The organism is Streptomyces physcomitrii (assembly GCF_012273655.1).
GTDB lineage: Bacteria > Actinomycetota > Actinomycetes > Streptomycetales > Streptomycetaceae > Streptomyces > Streptomyces physcomitrii.
The window spans coordinates 128,862-149,408 of record NZ_JAAWWP010000014.1 but is presented as its reverse complement, the minus strand read 5'-3'; the positions used below and the strand labels follow the sequence as shown (position 1 = coordinate 149,408).

15 protein-coding genes and 1 pseudogene are annotated in these 20,547 nt (G+C 75.3%); 6 read left to right on the top strand and 10 right to left on the bottom strand.

Annotation, left to right across the window (positions count from 1 at the left end; genetic code table 11):
- Positions 1–224: 224 nt before the first annotated feature.
- Complete coding sequence (locus HFV08_RS21970; RefSeq protein WP_168541658.1) at positions 225–2,789, bottom strand: AfsR/SARP family transcriptional regulator; 2,565 nt, start codon at positions 2,787–2,789, stop codon at positions 225–227.
- Positions 2,790–3,077: 288 nt separating this feature from the next.
- On the opposite strand from HFV08_RS21970, the gene HFV08_RS21965 reads away from it, so the two are divergent.
- The 4 genes from HFV08_RS21965 to HFV08_RS21950 are packed head-to-tail and all read left to right on the top strand — an operon-like array spanning position 3,078 to position 7,771.
- Positions 3,078–4,907, top strand: coding sequence for a fatty acyl-AMP ligase (locus HFV08_RS21965; RefSeq protein WP_168541656.1), 1,830 nt, complete (start codon positions 3,078–3,080; stop codon positions 4,905–4,907).
- Positions 4,901–6,613, top strand: coding sequence for an acyl-CoA dehydrogenase family protein (locus tag HFV08_RS21960; RefSeq protein ID WP_168541654.1), 1,713 nt, complete (start codon positions 4,901–4,903; stop codon positions 6,611–6,613). Before HFV08_RS21965 ends, HFV08_RS21960 begins: the two co-directional genes overlap by 7 nt.
- 31 nt (positions 6,614–6,644) lie before the next feature.
- Complete coding sequence (locus HFV08_RS21955) at positions 6,645–6,935, top strand: acyl carrier protein (RefSeq protein ID WP_168541652.1); 291 nt, start codon at positions 6,645–6,647, stop codon at positions 6,933–6,935.
- A complete protein-coding gene (locus HFV08_RS21950) occupies positions 6,929–7,771 on the top strand; it encodes a 4'-phosphopantetheinyl transferase family protein (protein WP_312885778.1) in 843 nt (280 codons plus the stop codon). The genes HFV08_RS21955 and HFV08_RS21950 overlap by 7 nt, the downstream gene beginning before the upstream one ends.
- Before the next feature lie 24 nt (positions 7,772–7,795).
- On the opposite strand, the gene HFV08_RS21945 is transcribed toward HFV08_RS21950, so the two are convergent.
- From HFV08_RS21945 to HFV08_RS21910, 8 genes and pseudogenes are all read right to left on the bottom strand, one after another.
- The gene (locus HFV08_RS21945) at positions 7,796–8,779 is read right to left on the bottom strand and encodes an AfsA-related hotdog domain-containing protein (RefSeq protein ID WP_168541650.1); all 984 of its coding nucleotides are present in this window, start codon (positions 8,777–8,779) and stop codon (positions 7,796–7,798) included.
- Positions 8,780–8,950: 171 nt separating this feature from the next.
- On the bottom strand, positions 8,951–9,997 hold the full coding sequence (locus HFV08_RS21940; RefSeq protein ID WP_210430633.1) for a hypothetical protein: 1,047 nt from the start codon (positions 9,995–9,997) through the stop codon (positions 8,951–8,953).
- A 142-nt stretch (positions 9,998–10,139) separates the two neighbouring features.
- A complete protein-coding gene (locus tag HFV08_RS21935) occupies positions 10,140–11,309 on the bottom strand; it encodes a lactonase family protein (RefSeq protein WP_168541648.1) in 1,170 nt (389 codons plus the stop codon).
- A gap of 35 nt (positions 11,310–11,344) precedes the next feature.
- Positions 11,345–12,901 carry a beta-N-acetylhexosaminidase gene (locus HFV08_RS21930; RefSeq protein WP_168541646.1) on the bottom strand — a complete coding sequence of 519 codons (1,557 nt, stop codon included), beginning with the start codon at positions 12,899–12,901 and terminating at the stop codon, positions 11,345–11,347.
- A 44-nt stretch (positions 12,902–12,945) separates the two neighbouring features.
- Positions 12,946–13,764, bottom strand: coding sequence for a carbohydrate ABC transporter permease (locus tag HFV08_RS21925; RefSeq protein WP_168541704.1), 819 nt, complete (start codon positions 13,762–13,764; stop codon positions 12,946–12,948).
- An 80-nt stretch (positions 13,765–13,844) separates the two neighbouring features.
- Entirely contained in the window at positions 13,845–14,831 is a 987-nt protein-coding gene (locus HFV08_RS21920) for a carbohydrate ABC transporter permease (RefSeq protein ID WP_376770689.1), read from the bottom strand.
- 48 nt (positions 14,832–14,879) lie between these two features.
- Complete coding sequence (locus HFV08_RS21915) at positions 14,880–16,145, bottom strand: extracellular solute-binding protein (protein ID WP_168541644.1); 1,266 nt, start codon at positions 16,143–16,145, stop codon at positions 14,880–14,882.
- A gap of 271 nt (positions 16,146–16,416) precedes the next feature.
- Positions 16,417–17,220, bottom strand: a pseudogene (locus HFV08_RS21910) (glycoside hydrolase family 16 protein); the annotation flags it as partial.
- Between the two features lie 527 nt (positions 17,221–17,747).
- On the opposite strand from HFV08_RS21910, the gene HFV08_RS21905 reads away from it, so the two are divergent.
- Together HFV08_RS21905 and HFV08_RS21900 are read left to right on the top strand one after the other, a co-directional pair.
- Positions 17,748–18,587 carry a GntR family transcriptional regulator gene (locus HFV08_RS21905; protein ID WP_168541642.1) on the top strand — a complete coding sequence of 280 codons (840 nt, stop codon included), beginning with the start codon at positions 17,748–17,750 and terminating at the stop codon, positions 18,585–18,587.
- 164 nt (positions 18,588–18,751) lie between these two features.
- The gene (locus HFV08_RS21900) at positions 18,752–18,937 is read left to right on the top strand and encodes a hypothetical protein (protein ID WP_168541640.1); all 186 of its coding nucleotides are present in this window, start codon (positions 18,752–18,754) and stop codon (positions 18,935–18,937) included.
- 241 nt (positions 18,938–19,178) lie between these two features.
- On the opposite strand, the gene HFV08_RS21895 is transcribed toward HFV08_RS21900, so the two are convergent.
- Complete coding sequence (locus HFV08_RS21895; protein WP_168541638.1) at positions 19,179–20,372, bottom strand: ROK family transcriptional regulator; 1,194 nt, start codon at positions 20,370–20,372, stop codon at positions 19,179–19,181.
- Positions 20,373–20,547 lie beyond the last annotated feature (175 nt).

Below are 20,547 nucleotides of genomic sequence, written 5' to 3'. Positions count from 1 at the left end.
GCCGAACGCGAACTCGCTCACGGGGATCACCTTCACTACCGGGAACACAGGGCTGACCTCCAAGGCTCGCCCCACCTCGTCCGTCCGTGCAATGACGCAGGTCACGTAGGAGGTGGCGGGACACGGATGGTCCGCGTGCGGTCCCGCTGCGTATTTGCTCGCCGGGGGCCGTGACTGCCGCCGCGCCCCGGAACCCGCCGCCGGGCGGTCACCCGGGCCCCGGTTCAGTGGGCCGAGCGCAACCGCCAGACGCCGGGCCGCAGTTCGAGTCCGCCCGGGCCCCCGGGGGCGTCCCGCACCCCGGCCAGGCAGCGCCGGGCGTGGGCCTCCAGGCGGGGCTCGCCGAGCGCCGCGGCCAGCCGCAGGCACTCCGTGAAATGCCGCTCGGCCGCCTCGGGCCGGCCGCGGTCCAGGGCGAGCAGCGCGCCCACCCGCCGCGCCTCGTACCGGCCGCGCCCGCCGTCCCCGCTCGCCGCGAGCGCGAGGTCGAGCAGCCGGTCCGCCTCGGTGAACCCGCCCGCGTCCAGGCTGAGTTCGGCGAGCCCGGCGAGACAGCGGCCCGTCTCCTCGGCGTCCGGGACCTCGCGCGCCAGCGTGAGGGCGGCCGCGTAGTGCGCGCGGGCGTCGGTGTGCTCCCGCCGCTGCCAGGCCAGGTCGCCCAGCGAGCGGCGCAGACGCGCCTCGGCCCGCCGGTCGCCCGCGCGCCGGGCCGCGTCCAGGGCGCGGGTGTGCCCCTCCCGCCAGGGCCCCCAGTCGGCCTGCTCCTCGAAGGAGGGGGTGAGCGCCTCGGCGAGCCGCACCACCGGGGCCCACAGCCCCAGGTCATGGGCCCGCTCCAGGAGCCGTACGAGATCCGGGTGCGCCCCGCTCTGCGGGCCGCCGCCGCGGTACGCCGCCGTCAGCCGGGCGGACAGGTGGTCGCAGAGCCGAGCGGTCGCGGCCCGCAGCACCGGCGCCTCGTCTTCCGCGCGCAGCCGCTCCAGGGCGAGCAGCCGCAGGGGCTCGGGCAGCCGGAAGCGGGCCCCGTCCGCTGCGGTGGCGGGCACGGTGGTGAGCAGGCCCTCCGCGAGCAGCGCGCCGAGGCGGTCCTCCGCGGCCCCCGGTCCGCCGCCGAAGAGCGCCGCGGCGGCGGGCACCGTGAAGGGCCCCGGCGGCAGCAGCCCGAGCAGCCGGAAGCCCGCCGGGTCCGCGGCGGTCTCGTACGCGGACTCCAGGGACCGGGCGAAGCGGGCGCTGCCGCGGCGCAGCAGTCCGAGCCGGGTGTCCTCCGGGCGCAGCCGCTCGGCGAGGCGGTCGGCGTCCCAGTGCGGGTGGAGCGGGAGCAGCCCGGCCGCGGCGCGCAGCGCGCCCGGCAGCGCCCCGCACCGGCGCAGGATCCGGTCCAGGACCCCCGGATCCGGTGCCTCGGAGGCCTCCGGGCCCTGCTGCGCGCTGCGGGCGGCGAGCAGCAGCTCCCGTGCCTCGGCCGGGTCCAGCTCGCCGAGCCGGAGGGTACGGCCCTCGACGCCCGCCGGGCCCCGGCGGCAGGTCGCGAGGACCACGCTGCCGGGGGCGGCCGCGCGCACCCGCAGGACCAGCTCCGCCCGCTCGGCCCCGTCCAGGACGAGGAGCAGCCGCCGCCCGGCGGTGAGCCTCCGCAGCAGCGCGGCCAGCTCGGCGCCGCGCTCCGGCAGGGTGCCGGTGACCCCGCAGCGGCGCAGTACCTCGGCGAGCAGGCCGGCCTCGTCGCGGGGCGCCCCCTCGGCCCCGCACTCCACCAGCACCCGGCCGTCCGGGAAGCCCGCCGCGTGGGCCGCCGCGAGCGCCAGCGCCGTCTTGCCGGTCCCGGGCCCGCCGGTCACCAGGACGCAGCCGCCCGCGCTCGCGGCCAGCTCCTCGCCGAGGGCGTCCAGAGCGGCGGTCCGTCCGGTGAACAGCGGTTCCGGCGGCGGGAGTTCGTCCGCCACCCGGTCCGGGAGGCACACCGGTGCGGGTCCCGGCGCGGTCTCCGGTGCCTCCGTGAGCACCACCGGTTGCTCCGGCGGGCCGAGCAGGGTCTCGTCGGCGGCGAGGATCCGGCGGTGCAGCTCCTGGAGCGCCCGGCCCGGCTCGATCGCCAGCTCCTCGACCAGGGTGCGGCGCAGGGCGGCGAAGGCGCGCAGCGCCTCGGCCTGCCGCCCGGTGCGGTAGAGCGCCACCATGAGATGCGCGTGGAACTCCTCGCGCAGCGGGAACTCCGCGGTCAGGCCCTGGAGTTCACCGACCAGGTCGTGGTGGCGGCCCTGGTGCAGCTCGGCGCGCACCCGCTGCTCCAGGGCGCTGGTCCGCAGCTCGGCGAGCCGGGTCGCGGCGGTGCCCAGGAGGGCGCCGTGCGGGGTGTCCGAGAGCAGCGGGCCGCGCCAGAGCGCCAGGGCACGGCGCTGCCGGTCCGCCGCCCGGTCCCAGTCCCGCACCTCCATCGCCTCGCGCCCGCGCGCGTGCAGGGACTCGAAGGCGCTCAGGTCCAGCTGCTCCGGGTCCACCTGGAGCAGGTAGCCGGGCATCCGCGTCTCCAGCGTCCCGGTGCCGGGGGCGCCGCCGAAGAGCCGCTTGCGCAGCTGGGAGACGTACACCTGGAGGGTCGTCTTCGCGGTGCGCGGCGGCCGGTCGCCCCACAGCTCGTCGATCAGCCCGGCCACCGAGACGATCTCGCCGCGGCGCACCAGGAGCGTGGCGAGGACCACGCGGAGCTTGGCGGCGCGCGGGGTGAGGGTGCTCCGCCCCGGCTCGGCGGCCCGCACCGCCAGGGGACCCAGTACCTGGAACCGCATCCGAGCCCCCGTCCCCCTTGCGACCCCGGCCCCCACCCGGCCGCACTCGCCCCTGCCTCCACCGTAGGAGCCCGCACACCCCGAACGGCACCCGGGCCGCCCCTGTTCCGGCGGCCGCCACCCCTGCCCGGGCTCCGGGGGCCCGCCGGAGGCGTACGTTCCGGTGGCGGGCGTACTCCGGCCCACCCGCAAGCACCGCTTTAGTCACCGGCCGCAGCATGCGAGGGGCTGCGGCGGCAGCACACCGGCATCCCCGATCCGCCGGTCGCGACAGCGAGGGGGCAGGCGTTGACAGGGTTCACGACGTTCACCGAGGTGCTGCGCGAACGGGCCGCCGCACATCCGGGCCGCGAGGCCCTGGTCTTCCTGCCCGCCTCCGGCGGCGCCCCCGAACGCCTCGACTACGGCACGCTCGACGCCGCCGCCCGGGACCTGGCCCACCGCCTGCGCGCACTCGGCGCCCCCGGCCGGCCCGTCCTCCTCGCCCACCCGCCGGGCCCCGACTTCCTGAAGGCGCTGGCCGGTTGCTTCTACGCGGGTGCCGTCGCGGTGCCCGTACCGCTGCCGGGACCCCGCGGCGAACGCCTGCACCGGCTCACGGGGGTGCTGCGCGACAGCGGCGCCCGCCTCGTCCTCACCGACGAGGAGCACGCCCCCAAGCTCTCGCTCCGGCTGGCGATGGCGGGTCTCGGCGACACGGTCTGCCTGGCCGCGGACCGGCCGGAGGCGACCGCCCCCGGCGACGGGGAACCCCCCGCGCGGTCCGGCGGCGACCTCGCCCTGGTGCAGTACACCTCCGGCTCCACCACCCGCCCGCGCGGCGTCCTGCTCAGCCACCGCAACCTCCTCGCCCAGCAGTCCACCCTGCAGAACATGCTCCGCTCCACCCCCGTGGACCGGCTCGGCGGCTGGCTGCCGCACTTCCACGACCTGGGCCTGATCGCGCACCTGCTGCACGCCCTGTGGCTGGGCACCCGGTGCGTCCAACTCCCCCCGGAGTCCTTCCGCAAGAGCCCGGTGCGCTGGCTGGAGGCGATCGGCGAGCACGGCATCACCATCGGCGGTGCGCCCCACTTCGCCTACGAGCGGTGCGTCGAGGCGGTCACCGAGGAGCAGGCCGCGGGACTCGACCTCTCCGGCTGGCGGCTGGCCCTCGACGGCGGGGAACCGGTGCGCCCCGCGGGGCTCGCCGCCTTCGCCCGCCGCTTCGCGCCCGCCGGATTCCGTGCCGAGGCCCTCTGCCCCGGCTACGGACTCGCCGCGGCCGCCCCCGCCGTGAGCTGCGGACGGCCCGGACTCCCTCATGCCGTACGGGACTTCGACGCCGCCCGCCTCACCGCGGGCGAACTGCGGCCCGCCGCGCCCGGCGCCGCGAGCCGCGCCCTGGTCGCCCTGGGCCGCCCCGCGGGCTGCGAGCTGCGGATCGTGGACCCGGCCGACGGCAGCGAACTCGCCCCCGGCCGGGTCGGGGAGATCTGGGTCCGCGGCGAGGGCGTCGCCCGCGGCCACTGGAACCGCTCCCCGGACACCCCGGGCACCTTCGACACCCGGGACGGCGCGGACACCTTCGACGCCACCCTCGACAGCGGCGAGGGCGGCTATCTGCGCACCGGCGACCTCGGCGCCCTGGAGGCCGGGCAGCTCTATGTCACCGGCCGCCTGAAGGACCTCCTCTTCCTGGAGGGGCGCACGATCCACCCGGCGGACCTCGAGGCGGCCCCGCGCGAGCTGAGCCCCGCCCTCGGCACCGGGGTCGGCGCCGCCTTCACCGTGGAGGCGGACCGCCCCCGCCTCGTCCTCGTCCACGAGATCCGCGCCGACCGCACCGACCCGGGCCGCCTGCCCGCCCTCGCCGCCCGGATCCGCCTGCTGATCGCCGAGGAGTTCGAGGTGCCCGCCGAGAACATCCTCCTCGTCGCCCCCGGCACCGTCTCCCGCACCGCCGGGGGCAAGGTGCGGCGCGACCGCACCCGCGCCTGCTTCCTCACCGGCGAGACGGAGAGCCTGTACGAGACGCTCACCCCCGATGTCCGCGCCCTGGTCCGCCCCGAGCACACCGCGCTCGGGCACGACCTGCTCCAGCGCCCGGTGCTCGCCGAAGCGGACCTCGCGTGGTGAGCACCGGCGCCCCGGGCACCGGCGTCGCCCGCCGCCCCGAGCCGCCCCCGGTGCGCGCCGCCCGCCTGGAGGACCTGCTCGGCGACCCGGCCGCGTACCGGCCCGCCGGTCACCGGGCGCTGCTCGCCGCCGACCGCCGGGGGCGGCCACCGGCGGAGGCCGAGGCCCTGCTCGACGACTTCGGGATCGGCGCGGAACTCGTCCCCCGCGCGCTCGGCGGCCACTTCGACTCCGCCGAGGGCTTGCTGCGGATACTGCGCCCGGCGGCCCGGCGCGATCTCGCCCTGGGCGCCGGGGTCTTGAACTCCTTCGCGGCGGCCTCGCCGGTGTGGGCGGCCGGGCGTCCGGACCAACGCGAGGCCCTGGCCGCCCTGTTGCGCTCCGGGGAGCGCGCCGCCCTCGTGGCCCCGGCCGGACTCGCGGACCACACCCTCCAGATACGCGGACCCGGCCTCCACGGCACGGCAGCCGGGATCGCCCAACTCCCGCGCGCCCGGGCACTGGTGGCCTTCCCCCGCCGGGAACCGGAGCGCACCGGCCACACCGCCCTGCTGCTCGACCCGGCCGCCCTGCCCCCGGACCGCGCCCGCCTGCGCCCCCGCGCACCCGGGCCCGGACTGCGCCATATCCCCTACGGAGACCTGGAGTTCACCGACTGCCCGGTACCCGGCGGAAGCCTGCTCGGCGACCCCGGGGACGGGATGCCGCTCGCCCTGCGCTCGCTGCGCACCGCCCGGACCCAGACCGCGGCCCTGTGCGTGGGCGCCGCCGACACCGCCCTGCGCACCGCCGCCCTCGCCGGACGCCCGGAGGGCAACTCCCATGGCAGACAAGCCGGTTCGGAACGGCTCGACCCCCGGCACACCGCCGCCGTCCTCGGCGCAGCCTTCGCCGATCTGCTGCTCTGCGACAGCCTCGCCCTCACCGCCACCCGCGCCCTGCACCTGCGCCCCGCCGAATCCGCGCTCTGCTCGACGGCCGCGGCGAGCCTCCTGCCCCGGCTGCTGCGCGGGACCCTCCAGGACCTCTCCACCCTGCTCGGCGCCCGGATCCTCGCCGAGGAGGGCGGCGCGGGCATCGTCGCCAAGCACCTGCGCGAGCTGCCCGCCCTCGACGCCGCCGCGAGCTGCCGGGCCGCGCTCATCCCCCAACTGCCGCTGCTGGCACGGGAGTCCTGGTCGAGCGAGCCGGAGCCCCCCGGCGAACTCTTCCACCCCGGCGGCCCCTTGCCGCCCTTCGCCCACGCGCCCCTCACCACGGCAGCCCGCCGGGACCCACTGGGCGCCGTCCTCCTCGCCACCGCCGAGCAGCCCTTCCCGGACGACCCCGCCGGGCGCACCCTGGCCACCCTGACCCGCCAACTGCGCGCGGACTTCCTCGACTTGAGAGACACGGTCCGCGCCCTGCCCACACCCCGCCCCGGCCACGCCGCCGCCCCGGCCTGGTTCGCGCTCGCCGACCGCTACGTACTGCTGCTCGCCGCCGCGGCAGTCCTCGGCGTCTGGCGCCTCCGGCGTGCCGCGGGCGACCCCTTCCTCGCCGACCCCGACTGGGCCGCCGCCGCCCTGCACCGACTCGCCACCCGGCTCGGCACCCCCGCCGTGGACCTGCCCGCCTCCTGCACCGCCCGCCTGCACACCGAGGTCCTCGCCCGCTGCGCCCGCCGGGAGAGCCTCGACCTGTACCGCACCGCCCTCGCCGGATGACCCGCCGCCCCCGTACGCCGAGGAGTACCGGATGACCCGCCCCACCCCCTGGTACGAGAGCGCCCCGCTGCACGGCTGGCTGGCCCACCGGCTCTCGGTCTACCTGGAGCGGCCCCCGGTCCGTATCGACCCCACGGTGCCCCTCGTCGAGTACGGACTCGACTCGGTGGGCGCGCTGAGCCTGTGCGGCGACATCGAGGACGACTTCGGCCTCGCCGTCGACCCCCGCCTCGCCCGCGAACTCCCCACCGTGACCGCCCTCGCCGGATATCTGACCGCACGGGGCGCGCACCTCGACCGGCCCGAGGGGCGGCCGTGGTGAGCACCCCGGCCGCCCCCGGCCTCGGCCGCTCGCTCGCCGTCACCCCGGCCGAGGGCGGGCAGGAGGCCATCCGCGAGGCCCTGGCGCGGCACGGCACCGCGCTGGTGCACGGCTGCCTCGCCGACTGGGAGACCGCGGACCCGGACAGCCCTGTCCTACGAGCGCTGCGCGGCCGGGACCGGGACCGCCACCTCGCCCTGCCCGGCGCGGCGCGCGCCCGCTTCGCCGCCTCGCGCCGCCTGCTCGCCCACCTGGTGGCCGCCGCGCTGGACACCCGGCCCGGGGAGTTGGAGCTCGGCCACGACCCCACCGGGCGGCCCCGAATCCGCGGCCTCGACGAGATCTGCCTCAGCCTCAGCCACACCGGGCGGCTCCTCCTCGCCGGGCTCAGCACCCGGGGGCTCCTCGGCGTCGACGCCGAGGCCGCCGACCGGGCGCTGCGCTCCCGGAGCCTGGTCGGACAGCTGTGCACACCCTGGGAGCTCGGCGAACTCGCCCTTCTCCCGCAGGCCGCGGGCCATGCGGGACTGGTCCGGCTGTGGACCCTGAAGGAGGCGTACACCAAGGCGATCGGGCAGGGCATGCAGTTCCCCTTCACCGCGTTCGGCTTCGGCTTCGGGGACGGGCCCGTGCGGCTGTTGCTCCCGGACGGGCGCCCCGCCGCGGACACCGCGTGGTCCTTCGGCAGCTTCGGCCTGGTCAGCGGCGGCGAGGCCTACCGGGTGAGCGCCGCCCTGCGCGACGAGGGCCGCGCCTCCGCGCCCGGTCTTGTCCTCGACGCGGAGGTGGCCGGAGCCGTCACCGCCGCGCTGTACGGCGGCGGCCCCGGGCCCTGAGGGGCGGGGAGCCGCCGGGCCCGGTCACGGCAGGTGGGTCACCGTGGCGGTGGCCTCGATGACGGTGCGCCGCTGCTGGCTGAGGGTCAGCGTCAGGGGCGCCCGGCGGCTGCCGTCGGCCGCCCGGTGCGGGGCCCCCGCGATCGCCGTGCAGCGCAGGGGGAGTTCGGGTTCCGCGTAGCCGCGTACCTGTGCGTCGAGCGAGGAGAGCAGCAGCCCGGCCAGGGGGAGCCGGTGGGTGCGGTGGGCGGCGAGCAGCGAGGACTGGCGCACCGCCTCGAGCAGCAGGGCGGAGGGGACCGGATGCCCGGCCGGGGGCCGCAGCGGGTGTGCCGGGGGGATCAGGACCCGCGCCGAGAGCCGCCCGCTGGAGGCGAACTCGGCGTCCTGGAGCAGGACGTTGTCCGGCCGGAAGCGGCCCACCGAGGCGGGCTCCACGGCAGGCGCCGCCGGATCCCGGTCCGCCGGGGCCCGGTCCGAGTCCCCGTACGCGGCGCTCTCGTGGCCGTCGAGGGCTTCCCGGCGGCTGGTGCTGCGGTGCCGCTCGCCGAGCAGGGGCGCCAGGAAGATCAGCCGGGCGGTGGCCGTGCCCGCGGGGCGGTCGTCGATGTCGAGTGCGGCGCGGAACTCCAGGGCGCGCGGCACATGGTCGATGACCTTGTCGGGGGTGACCGTCATGGCCGCCGTCAGCAGTCCGGGGCCCGCCGCGGTCCGCCAGGCGCCGAGGTCGCCCGCCTCGATGCCGAACCGGTAGAAGAGCCCGGTGCGCCGCGGGGCGATCCCGAAGTGCTGCGGGCCGATGAACTCCGCGGCCTCGCGCACCATCTCCGCGGCCGCTGCCGGCTCGTGCCAGCTGCCCGGGCCGTCGTTGAACAGCGGGTGGGCGCGCGGGAGTTCACCGGTGAGCACGAACTCCTCGGCGGGCCCGGGCGCGGTCGACCGCGGCCGGTGGATGAGGTGGCGCGTCGGTAGGGCGCGGACCGCCGCACCGGCCGTGTAGTCGCTCACCAAGGGGCCTCCCCGGGGGTCTCGGCTGCCGGACAGAGCTGTGCAGACCAAGACTGGGTCACCGGCCGGGCCGGTACCAGGGCGCGCGGATGGCAGTTTGCTGCTGGTCAGCTACTGCGGCGCCCCGGCACCGGCCGCCGGCCCCGGCTCGGAGCCCTCGGTGCGCGGGCCTCAGTACGAGAGCATCGCGTACAGCCCCAGGTGGTTGGACTTGGTGCTGTTCACGGTGTGGTCGACGGGGGAGGGGGCCACGGTGCCGCGGACGAAGAGGTAGTCGATCTTGCGGGTGCCGTGGGTGGGCTTGGCGCCGTAGCCGGTCATGCCCTGGGCGGAGAGGGTGCCGGCCGGGATGCCGGAGCGGTTGGCGTCCATGCCGACGACCCGGAGGGTGGAGGCGTTCATCAGGCGGGTGGCGTCCGTGCCGAGGTGGATGCCGGTGGAGCCGATGCCCTTGTCCTTGTCCCCGGCGCAGGCGTGCGCGGAGTTCTCCTGCGGCAGGTGCATGGTGGCGGCGAAGACGCTGGTACCGGTGGTCTTCACGGTGAACCGGGCCGCGATGGCGCTGGTGCGCCGCCACTTGTGCGCGTTGGTCGCGCCCTCGTCGGCGTTCGGCGGCTTGTAGAGGGTGCAGCCCTGGCCGTCCGCGTAGGAGGTACCCGGCTTGAGCCAGCCCGCGCTCCAGTAGTCCGCCACGTCACCGGAGGCGAGGCTCAGGCGCTGGGAGTTGTAGAGGATGCCGTTGGTCTGCTTCTTCTTCAGGTTCCCGAGGTCCTGCGAGGAGCAGTGGTGCGAACCGCCCCACTCCTCGGGGTCCTCGTTCGCGAGCACCGTCTTGTACGTCCCCTTGGGCAGGCCGAACTTGGCGGAGAGCTGGTCGGCGTAGGCGTCGGCCTGACCGCGCCCGCGGATCTGCTGGACGATCAGCAGATCGGGCGCCTTGACCCCCGCCGTGCCGGTCTTGCCGCTGTCGTCGACGAGGAGGGAGGAGAGGTGGTCCGGGCCGGAGACCCGGGTGCAGCTCCCGTCGGAGTTGTTGCGCACCAGGTTCTCGATGTTGTTCGAGTAGACCCGCAGCGTCCGGTCCTCGGCGGCGGCCGGGGCGTTCGCCCCGGTGCCGTCCTCGCCGGTGCTGGCGTGCGCCGCGAGCGGGGCGGTGAAGGCGGCCGTCAGCAGGGCTGCCCCGGTCAGGCGGCCGAGGCTTCCTCGGGTGGCGGGCATGGACCAGCTCCTCGATGTGGGGTGCGCGCGCCGGCGCCCGGGCACGGGGCTCGGGCGCCGGTCAAGTGCCGTACGCGCAAGGGCGGTTGGGACGAGCGCTGAGATCCTAGAGGCTCACCGCCCGGCCCGCCCCCGGACCGGATCAGTCCGCAACAGGCAGGACGCACACCGGCGTCGGAGTCGCGAAGGGCGTACCGGTGCCCTTGAGGGCGCCGGTGGCCTCGTCCCGGGCGAAGACGCCGACGTTGCCCGACTTCTGGTTCGCGGCGAACAGCCAGCGGCCGGTCGGGTCCAGCGAGATGTGGCGCGGGTAGGAGCCCTGGGCGGGCACCGTGTCGAGCAGGGTCAGCTCACCTCCGCCGCCGCCCACCGCGAAGCGCGCGATGCTGTCGTGGCCCCGGTTGGAGACATAGACGTAGGCACCGTCGGGAGAGAGCAGGACCTCGGCCGGGTAGTTGCGCTCCCCGGCGGGATCGCCGGACGGCACGGTCGGCAGGGAGTCCAGGACGGTGATCTCGCCGCTCGCGTCGTCGTAGGAGCACACCGAGAGGGAATCGCCCAGTTCATTGGCCACGTAGAGGTGGCTGCCGCCGGGGTGGAAGGCCGCGTGCCGGGGGCCGAGCCCGGGGGTCACCCGGTTCTGGACGACGGCTTCGAGCTTCCCGGTGCCGGTGTCCAGGCGGTAGGTGTAGACGCTGTCCGTGCCCAGGTCGACCGCGAGGACGAACCGGCCGGAGGGCGTGCCCAGGACCATGTGCGCGTGCGGGCCCTCCTGGCGGTCCGGGTCCGGACCCGAGCCGGTGTGCTGGACGAGGTCGCTGGCCTCCGCCAGGCTCCCGTCCGCCGCGAGGGGGTGGACGCTCACGCTGCCCGAGGTGTAGTTGGCGCTCAGGACATGGCCGCCCTCGCCGTGGACCAGCAGATGGCAGGGCCCCTCGCCGCCGGTGGGGCTGCTGTTGAGGACGCTCAACTCGCCGTCCCGCACGGCGATCGCGGTGACCGAGCCCTGCCCCTCGTCGACCGCGTAGAGGTGTCCGGGCGCCGAGGCGAGGAAGGAGGGGTCGCTCACCCCGGTCAGGCTGCCCTTCCCGGTGATCGCCCCGGTGGCCTGGTCGAAGGCGGCGATGCCTATGCCCTCGCCGCCGCCCGAGGAGGTGTAGGTCCCGAGGTAGAGCGGCACGGTGGCGGCCGCGCGCGCGGCGCGGGCCGGGCCGGCGGTGAGGGCGAGCGCGGCGGCGGCGCCGGTCGCGGCGAACAGCGTCCGGCGGCTGAGACGGCCCGTCCCCGAGGGGCGGTGCGGGGTGCCTGTCATGGTGTGGGGGTCCTTCCGGTCGGTGGGGGGAGCGGTCAGGCGGCGGTGGCGAAGGGCGGCCGGGCGTGCGGGACGCCGAGCGCGTCGAGCCGGGTGCGGTGCCCGTCCAGGCGGGCGGTGAAGTCCGCGTAGTCGCCCGCGCCGCCCCAGATCCGGTCGGCCAGGGCGCACAGCCGGGGGTAGACCAGGTACTCGATGTGCGCGGGGGTGGCGACCAGTTCGGTCCACAACTGGCCGGAGGCGCCGAGGACCCGGTCCGCGGCGGCGGCCCCGTCCCCGGGCGGGGTCAGGTCGAGTCCGTGCACGGCGGGCAGGTCGACCACCAGGCCGGACTGGGCGAGCAGCCCCGGATCGCCCTCTTCGCGGGCGTAGTCGAAGTAGGTGGCGCGGTGGTCGGCGAAGACGACGTGCTGGCCGCGCCGGGCGGCCGCCCAGGCGTGCGCGGGCTCGCGCCAGCTCATCACCGTGCACTCCTCGGGCAGCGTGGTCCCGGTCTCGGCCCAGGCCACCGGCCGCCGCCCGGCCCTTACCAGGTGGTCGGTCATCTGCTGCATGAACCAGGGGTGCAGCGCCCCGGGACCCGCGAGGCCCTCCCGGCGGACCCGGTCGAGCGCGGTGGGGCTGCGCTCCCATTCGGTGGTCGGGCACTCGTCCCCGCCGATGTGCACATGCGCGGAGGGGAAGATCTCCATGGTCTCGTCCAGGACGGTACGGAAGAAGTCGAGTACGTGGTCCGAGACGCCGAGGGTGTTCTCGCAGACGCCCCAGCGGGTCCAGACGTCGAGGGTGCGGCCCGGGTCGTTGCCCAGTTCGGGGTAGGCGGCGAGGGCGGCGCGCACATGGCCGGGCATCTCGATCTCGGGGACCACGGTCACCCCGCGGGCCGCCGCATAGGCCACCAGCTCCCGCAGCTCGGCCGCGGTGTAGGCCCCGCCGTGCGGTGTCCCGTCGTAGCGGGTGCTGCGGGAGGGCCCGATCATCGACTCGGCGCGGTGGCCGCCGATCTCGGTGAGCCGGGGGTGGGCGGCGATGGGCATCCGCCAGCCCTGGTCGTCGGTGAGGTGCAAGTGGAAGACGTTCAGCTTGTGCAGGGCGAGCAGGTCGACGTAGCGCCGCAGATAGGAGACGGGCTGGAAGTGGCGGGCGACATCGAGCATCGCGCCGCGCCAGGGGTGCCGGGGCACATCGGAGATCTCCACACACGGCAGCGCCCACTCCACGCCCGGCTGCGGATCTCCGGCCAGCGCCCGCGGCGGCAGCAGCTGCCGCACCGTCTGCACCCCGCGCAGCAGCCCGGCCGGCCGCGCCGCGCGCAGCAGCACCCGGTGCGGGCTGACGGTCAGCCCGTACCCCTCCTCGCCCAGTCCGCTGAGCGCGGGATCGAGGACGAGGACGAAGGTGCCGTCCGTGGCGGCGGGGAGCGGCAGCCCGGTGGCCGGGGCGAGCAGGGTGCGCAGCAGCCGCGCGGCCGGTTCGGTGCCGGGGCCCAGGCGCAGCCCGGTGCCGTTGTCCAGGCGGAAGGCGCCGGTGCGGTGGGCGCTGAGGAAGCGGGGGCGGGGGACCAGGGCGAGTTCCGGGCGGTGCAGGTGCACGGGGGTCTCCAGGGTCGGGTGCCGCGGGACGGGGTGCCGGGGGATCAGCCCTTGACGCTGCCCGCGGCGAGACCGGAGGTCACATGCCGCTGGAGGACGAGGAAGATGATCAGCGCCGGGAGCGCGAAGAGGGTGGAGGCGGCCATGGTCGCTCCCCAGTCGGTGCCGAAGGTGGACTGGAAGGAGGAGAGCCAGACCGGCAGGGTCCGGCTGTCCTGCTCCTTGATGATGAGGAAGTTGGCGTAGGTGAACTCGTTCCAGGCGGTGATGAAGCCGAAGAGCGAGGTGGCCATCAGGCCGGGCGCGAGCAGTGGGAAGGCCACCCTGCGGAAGGCGCCGAGGCGGGTGCAGCCGTCGACCTGGGCGGCCTCCTCCAGCTCCGGCGGGATGCTCGCGAGGAAGCCGCGCAGCACGACCACGGTGAACGGCAGCGTGATCATGAAGTAGATCAGGGTCAGGGTGGGCAGCCGGTCGAGCATGTCGGTGTCCCGGGAGATGATGTAGATCGGGATGATCAGCGACTCCCAGGGCGCCATCTGCGCGAGGAAGACCGCCAGCATGAACTGCCTGCGCCCGCGCCAGCGCAGCCGGGCCACCGCGTAGGCGGCCCCCAGCGCGACCAGCAGGGCGAGCAGCACCGCGCTGAGCGTGACCAGGATGCTGTTGCGCCAGAACAGCCCGAAGCCGTCGGCGGAGACCGCGTCCTGGAAGTGGCGGAGGGTCCAGCTGCCGGGGACGAGCCGGGGGTCGTAGGACTGGATGTCCTGGGAGGGCTTGAAGGCGGTGGTGACCATCCAGTAGACGGGGAACAGGCACAGCACCACGGTCACCGTCGCCGCCAGGTACAGCGGCGAGCGGCGTATCCAGCGGACCGGCCGGCCGCGGCCCGCGCGCGGGGCCCGCGAACCGGCCGCGGGCGCGGCCGTCTTGACGGGTGCGGTGGTCACAGGTGCTCGCCCTCCTGACGGAACAGCTGGCGGAAGTAGAAGACGAGGACGCCGCTCATGAGCAGCACGGTGACCATGGAGGCCGCGGAGCTGAGGTCGTAGCGCTGGTTGGACAGGGCGGTCTGCACCGCGTAGACGGGCAGGATGGTGGTGGCGTCGCCGGGGCCGCCCTTGGTCATCACCCAGATCTGCACGAAGGCCTTGAAGGTCCAGATCACCTCCAGGGACAGCACCAGCATGAACAGCGGCCGGATCAGCGGGAAGGTCACCGAGCGGAACAGCCGCCCCGCGCCCGCCCCGTCGATCCGCGCCGACTCGTACAGCTCGCGCGGCACGGTGGTCAGCGCCGAGTAGAGGGTGATCGCGGCGAAGGGCACCGACTGCCAGACGATCAGCGTCACGATGATGGCGAAGGCCGCCTTGTCGTGCGCGAGCCAGGCGTAGCCCTCGTAGGAGCTGAAGCCGAGGCTGACCAGGACCTCGTTGACGATGCCGAAGCGGGAGTGGAAGAGCCACTGGAAGACGGTGGTCGCGGCGATCACCGGCATCGCCCAGACCAGCACCAGCGAGCCGAGCACCACCGTCCGCCCGAAGCGGCCGAGACGCTCGATCATCAGCGCCACCAGCATCGCGAGCACCATGATGAGGACGACGTTGACGGCCATGAAGAGGAAGGTCCGGCGGACGACCTCCCAGAAGCGGGCGTCGCCTAGCAGCTCCCGATAGTTACGCAGCCCCACGAAGGAGGCGTCGCCGACGATCAGCTGCCGCAGCCGGAAGTCCTGGAAGGAGATCACCACGGCCCGCGCCAGCGGATACAGGAGCAGGTAGAGCATGCCCGCCACGGCGGGGGCGATCAGCAGGTAGGCCCAGGGCGAGTTCCGGTCGCTCGCGCGGGGCCGGCCCGCCGGGGGCCGGGGCCGCCGCCGGGCCGCGGGGGCGGCGGCCGGCGGCGGGGTGCCCGGCTCGTGGACGATGGACACGGCGGCTCCTCGTCGTCTGCGGTGGGGGTGTACCGGTCGGGGCCGGGGTCAGGAGCCGCCGGCGAGCGCGCCGGTGATGGTGCGGGAGGCCTTCGCCGCCTCGCTCTTGGCGTTGCCGCCGGTGAGCACCGCGGTCATGTAGTTCTTGATCGGGTTCTTCGCCTCGACCGCGGCCCACTCCGGGGTGTTGGGCGTGGCCCGGCCGTTGACGGCGCCGATCGCCATCGCCGCCGCGCCCGGTTCGGAGTTGACCGCCTCGGCGAGGGTGACCTTGTTGGGCACGTAGCTCATGGTCCGCGCCAGCTTCTTCTGCCAGGCGTCGCCGGTGAGTTCCTTGATCATGGTGTACGCCTCGTCCTGGTGCGCGGCGGCGGCCGGGACGACCAGGTCGGAGCCGCCGGTGAAGACGGCCCCCGGCTTGTCGGCGCTCTTGCCCGGGATCGGGAAGAAGCCCAGCTTGTCCTTGAGCTCGGGGTTGTTCTCGGTGACGATGTCGGCGGCCCCGGGCACCGCGATGATCTGCGCGGTGTCGCCCTTGGCCATCACCTCGGCCTGCGGCGGCTGCGCCTCGTCGGAGTCCTTGGGACCCTTGCCGAGTGCCTGGAGCCGCTCGTAGAACTCCATGCCCTTGAGCGCCTGCGGGCTGTCCAGGCCGCCCTGCCACTTGCCGTTGCGGTTCACCGCGAGGTCGCCGCCCTCGTCCCAGATGAACCCGGCCAGGGCGTACCAGTTCTGCCCCGGCAGGTAGATGCCCTGCGTGGCCCCCTTGTCGACCTTCTCGGTGGCCTTGATCCACTGCTCCCGGGTGGTGATCTTCGAGGCGTCCACCCCGGCCTTCTCGAAGAGGTCCTTGCGGTAGACCACGACCCGGTTGGCCGCGTAGTACGGGATCCCGTACTGCTTCTTCTCGTACGTACCCGGCTCGGCGAGGCCCTTGACCCAGGCGTCGCCGCCGAGTTCGGCGACCTTGTCCGAGAGGTCGGTCAGGCCCTCGCTCTGGGCGTACTGGGCGACCTGGGTGTTGCCGACCTCGATGACGTCCGGGGCGTCGTTGCTGGCCAGCGCGGCGGTGACCTTCTCGCCGATGCCGTTCCACTCCTGGATCTGGATCTTCAGGTCGAGGTCCGGATGCGCCTTCTCGAAGCCGGTCTCGAACTGCTTCTGGAAGGCGGCCGAGACGCTGCCGCGCATCAGCCACACATCCACTCCGGTCCTGCCGCCCTCCCCGCCGCCGGAGTCACCGGAGGAGGAGCAGGCGGCCAGTGAAAGGCTCAGTGCGGCGGCTCCGAGCAGGACGAGCGGGCGATACGACATGGTTCACCTCAAGATGCCTGGGGCGGACAGAGCACGACCCTGTGAACGGCGGGAGTCGGGTAAGTGCGTACTCGCCGACCGTGAGGCATGAAGTTGGCATAGACCAATGTGGGCGTCAAGAGCCGTTGCGCCCTGCGCTTCGAGCGGACTTCAGCGGAGGAAACGCCCCTATCGCGCCGAGCCGTGCCGGATCGGCGGCCGGGCGGCGGGTGGCAGGCGGGCAGGTCAACAGGCCCGCGCACGCGTCCTGTCGACCCCCCGCCCGCACCGATCAGGGCGCCGGGACCTCGTCCACGAAGGAGGTCCCGGCCGCACGGTAGGCCCCGACCTTCGCCGCGACCTGATCCGGCGTCAGGTTCTCGTCCTTGACGTGCAGGACGTAGTCGACCTGCTGGTGGTAGGAGCGCGGGCCGGTGTCCGGCTGCCCTTCGAGGTCGATGAGCCACTGGTTGAAGTTGATCGACATCGGGCGCTCGGGCAGGTACGCGGCGTCGTGCGTGGCGAAGACGCTGCCGTCGATCCAGTACGTGATGGCCCCGCCGTCGATGGTCATCACCAGGTCGTGCCAGCCCGCGAAGGAGGTCCGGCTCTCGCTGTGCTGGTTGACGGCCTCCCAGGGCTCGGGGTTGTAGGTCTCCCAGGAGGTGGTGAAGAGGGTGCTGGAGGGCTCGCCCCAGCCGCCGTTGGGCAGGTACTCGAAGTCGTACTCGGCGTAGTCGTCGGCCATCGGGGCCTTGAGGTCGTTGATGGTGAAGAAGGTCTGCACCACCCGGTCGCCGTCGGGCCCGGACTCCGGGGCGTCGCTGAAGTGCACCCGCGCCGCATAGGTGCCGTTCTGGAACTTCTGGCTCCGGGTGAGGATCTCGGTCTGCCGGGTGGACTCGGGCGTCCCGGCCGTCGAGGTCTCCAGGTCGAGCACCGAACTCCCCTCCGCCGTACGGAAGGTGACCTGCGCCGGGTCCCAGACGGCGCCCGGCACCCCCGGGCCGCCGGAGCCGCCGCGCACGCTCCAGCCGTGGTCCGCGAGGGCGGGGTCGGCCGAGCCGGTGTAGGCGAAGTCGTCGAAGAGGGCGGGTGCCTCCGCCGCCGGGGCGGCGCCGCGGGGGAGCGCGGGGGCCGCCGTGGCGGCGGCCGGCAGGCAGAGCAGGGCGGTGCCCGCGGCCAGCGCGGACAGGGTCGCGGCGGTACGCGGGTGGGGCCTTCGTGGGCGAGTCGGCATACGGGGTCCTTTCGGTACGTCCGCCGGGGTGCGCGGCGGACGGCGGGGGCGGAAGGGACGGGAGCGTGGGGGAGTGCCACCGGGGGCGGCGCCCGCGCTTGTGAACGGAGGGCGGGGCAGGGCGCAGGGCGGGGCGTTCGCGTACTTGACCAGTTGCCTGCGCCGGGCTTTACCAGTCGGGCAGATCGAAGGTGGCATGGACCAGTGGCGCCGTCAAGACTCCGCGTCGGGCGGCCGAGTGGCCCGTAACTGACCGGAAAAGACGTCGAGTTGGCCCTCTGTGCCCCGCCCTCACCGCCGTCCGCCCGCCTTGCTTTACCAGTGGTCAGCTGTTTGGATGACGAGGCGTCAGTGCAGCGTCCGGCGAGGAACGAGAGTGCGCCATGGAGATCCCCGAGACCACCTCCGGGGCCGTCCTGAAACGGGAGCGGGTGCGCGCCGCGATCCTGGAGATCATCGAGGAGCGGCACCCCGGGGCGGTGATCCCCTCGGAGCGCGTCCTGTGCGCCCGGCTCGGCGTCTCGCGGCCCACCCTGCGCGCTGCCGTCGACGAGTTCGTCCGCGCCGGACGGCTGGTGCGCGAACACGGCAGGGGCGTCTTCGTCGCCGCGGAGAAGATCACCCAGGAGCTGGTCCCCGGCGCCGAGGTGCTGAGCGTCCCGCCCGCCGCGGGCGTCTGGACCAGCAGGCTCCTGGAGACGGCGGTCCGCCCGGCCGGGGCGCGGGTGGGCCGCAAGCTGCACCTCTCGCCCGCCGCGCCGATCCGGCACCTCACCCGGCTGCGCCTCGTCGACGGCGCGCCCATGGCGATCGAGTACCTGCACCTGCCCGCCGAGCTCGTCCCCGCGCTCACCGAGGCGGAGTTGGAGGACGGCGACCTCTACGCCCACCTGCGCGAACGGCACGGCGTCGAGGTCGCGGAGGCCGACCAGTCCATCGAGCCCACCGTCACCACCGAGGCCGAGGCCGCGCTCCTGGAGGTCCCGGTGCTCTCCCCGGCACTCCTCTTCGAACGCCTCACCTCGGACCGCGCGGGACGCCTGGTCGAGTACGTGCACTCGCTCTACCGCGGCGACCGCTACCGCATCCGCTCCCGGCTCACCCTCAGCCCCTCCGGCGCCCCGCAGCCGCCCGAGGCGCACCATCCCGGTATCCCGCCCGGGGATTTCGCCCCCGACCGGCCTGTGTCATTCTCGGCGCACGGCGTGGTGCAGGACGGCTGAGGCCCGCGTTCGGTACGCCTCGTCCGCCGCCCGGCTGTCCGCCCCCTGACCGGTGCCCCGCACTTGCTGCCTGACAACTTGACGCCACGGCCGGGGCATTGGCCGCCCGCCCGCACAGTGCAAGGGTCCCCAGGACTGCACACTCTTCGACAGGGGGACGTCTCATGGGCTCGGCCGGTGGAGGCAAGACGGTGATCGTGGCGGTCGCCGCGGCAGGTCTGTCCGTGGTCCTGGGCGGCGGCTTCGCCCAGGCGTCCGAGGCGCACGCGGGTGCGGATCAGGCGGTGCCGGTGACGTCCGCGGAAGGTGTCACCACGGACACCGGCCCCGCGGACGACGGCTGGGGCTGAGCCCCACCGCGGGAGGACCGCCTCGCGCGCGCGGGCCCGGTCCGCCTGGGGTCGGCCCTGCCTGGCGTCGGCCCCGCGCGGTGACCTGCCCTCCGAGGCAGCTGCCTTCCGAGGCGACCTGCCCTCCGAGGCGACCTGCCCTCCGAGGCGACCCGTTCGCCGTGCGCGCCGGTCCGGTCTCCCGCCGGATCGGCCCCGCGCGCCCGCTCCCACCGCCGCTCGGCGGCGGTCCGCCGGAACCTCAGCCCCCACCCCGTACGAGCCCCGGGTCCTCCAGGATCCGCCCCACCGTCAGGGCGGCGGCGCCGGTGAGGGGGCCGCGTCTGCCGAGGGTCGAGGCGGTGAGGGCCTCGGGGGACCAGGGGCGCACGGTGACCCGGCCGGCAAGTTCCCGGCGCATGGCGGGCAGCAGCCAGTCGGCGAGTTCGGCGTAGGCGCCGCCGAGGACCACGGCCTGCGGGTCCAGCAGGTTGACGGCGCCCGCGAGCGCGATGCCGAGCGCGGTACCGGCCCCGAGGACGGCCGCGCGCACCCGCTCCTCGCCCGCCGCCGCCCGCCGCGCCAGCTCGGCGACCGCGTCCCCGTCGGTGTTCCGGTGCCCGGCGGCGCGCAGCACGGCGGCCTCGCCCGCGTACTGCTCCAGGCAGCCGCGCGCCCCGCAGGGGCAGGCCCGGCCGCCGGGCCGGACCGGCACATGGCCCAGCTCCCCGGCGAAACCGAGGGCGCCGCGCAGCAGTTGGCCGTCCACCACGAGCGCCGCGCCGATGCCCGCCTCCGCGGAGACGTGCACGAAGTGCCGGGCGGGCGTCAGCGGCAGCTCGGCGAGGGCGCCGAGGTTGGCCTCGTTCTCCACGGTCAGCGGCAGCGGGAGCCGCCACAGCCGGTCGAGGTTCACCTCCTGCCAGCCCAGATTGGGCGCCCGGACCACGGTGCCGGGCCGCGGCCCCACCAGACCCGGCACCGCGAGGACCGCGGCCACCGGACGCAGCCCGAGCGCCGCGGCCCGGCCGAGCGCCTCCTCGGCGACCGCCGTCAGCTCGGCGAGCACCTCTGGCGCGGACCGCCCCCGGTTGGCGGCCGGGCGCCGCACCCGGACGCGCACCTCGCCCCGCAGGTCGCTGACGCAGGCGCCCAGATGGCCGACGCCGACCTCCAGGCCGCAGCCGGCCGGGCCGCGGTCGTTGAGGGCGAGGGCCCGCCCGGGCCGCCCGGCCCGGCCGCTGCTGACGGTCCCCTGCTCCACGAGGAGGCCGTCGGCGCGCAGTTCGTCCGCCAGGCTGGCCGCGGTGGGGCGGGTGAGCCCGGTCGCGGCGGCGATCGCGGCCCGGGAGAGCGGGCCCCGCTCCCGCACCGTGCGCAGCACCAGCGAGAGATTGCGCCGCCGCACATCCCGCTGCGAGGCAGGCCCCGCCCCGGGCGGCTCCTCGCCGTACATCCGCTGCCCCTTCCGGCCGGAACGCGCCGCTCGTGCACCTGTCAACTGCCGTACGGGGGAGCCGTACAACCGTACGAGGGGTTCCCCTCCCCGGCTCCCGCATCCTAATTTGTAAAACGGGCTTACCAATAGCCCCGGTGCCCTCCGCACCGCCCGCGCACCCCCGAGGAGCCGC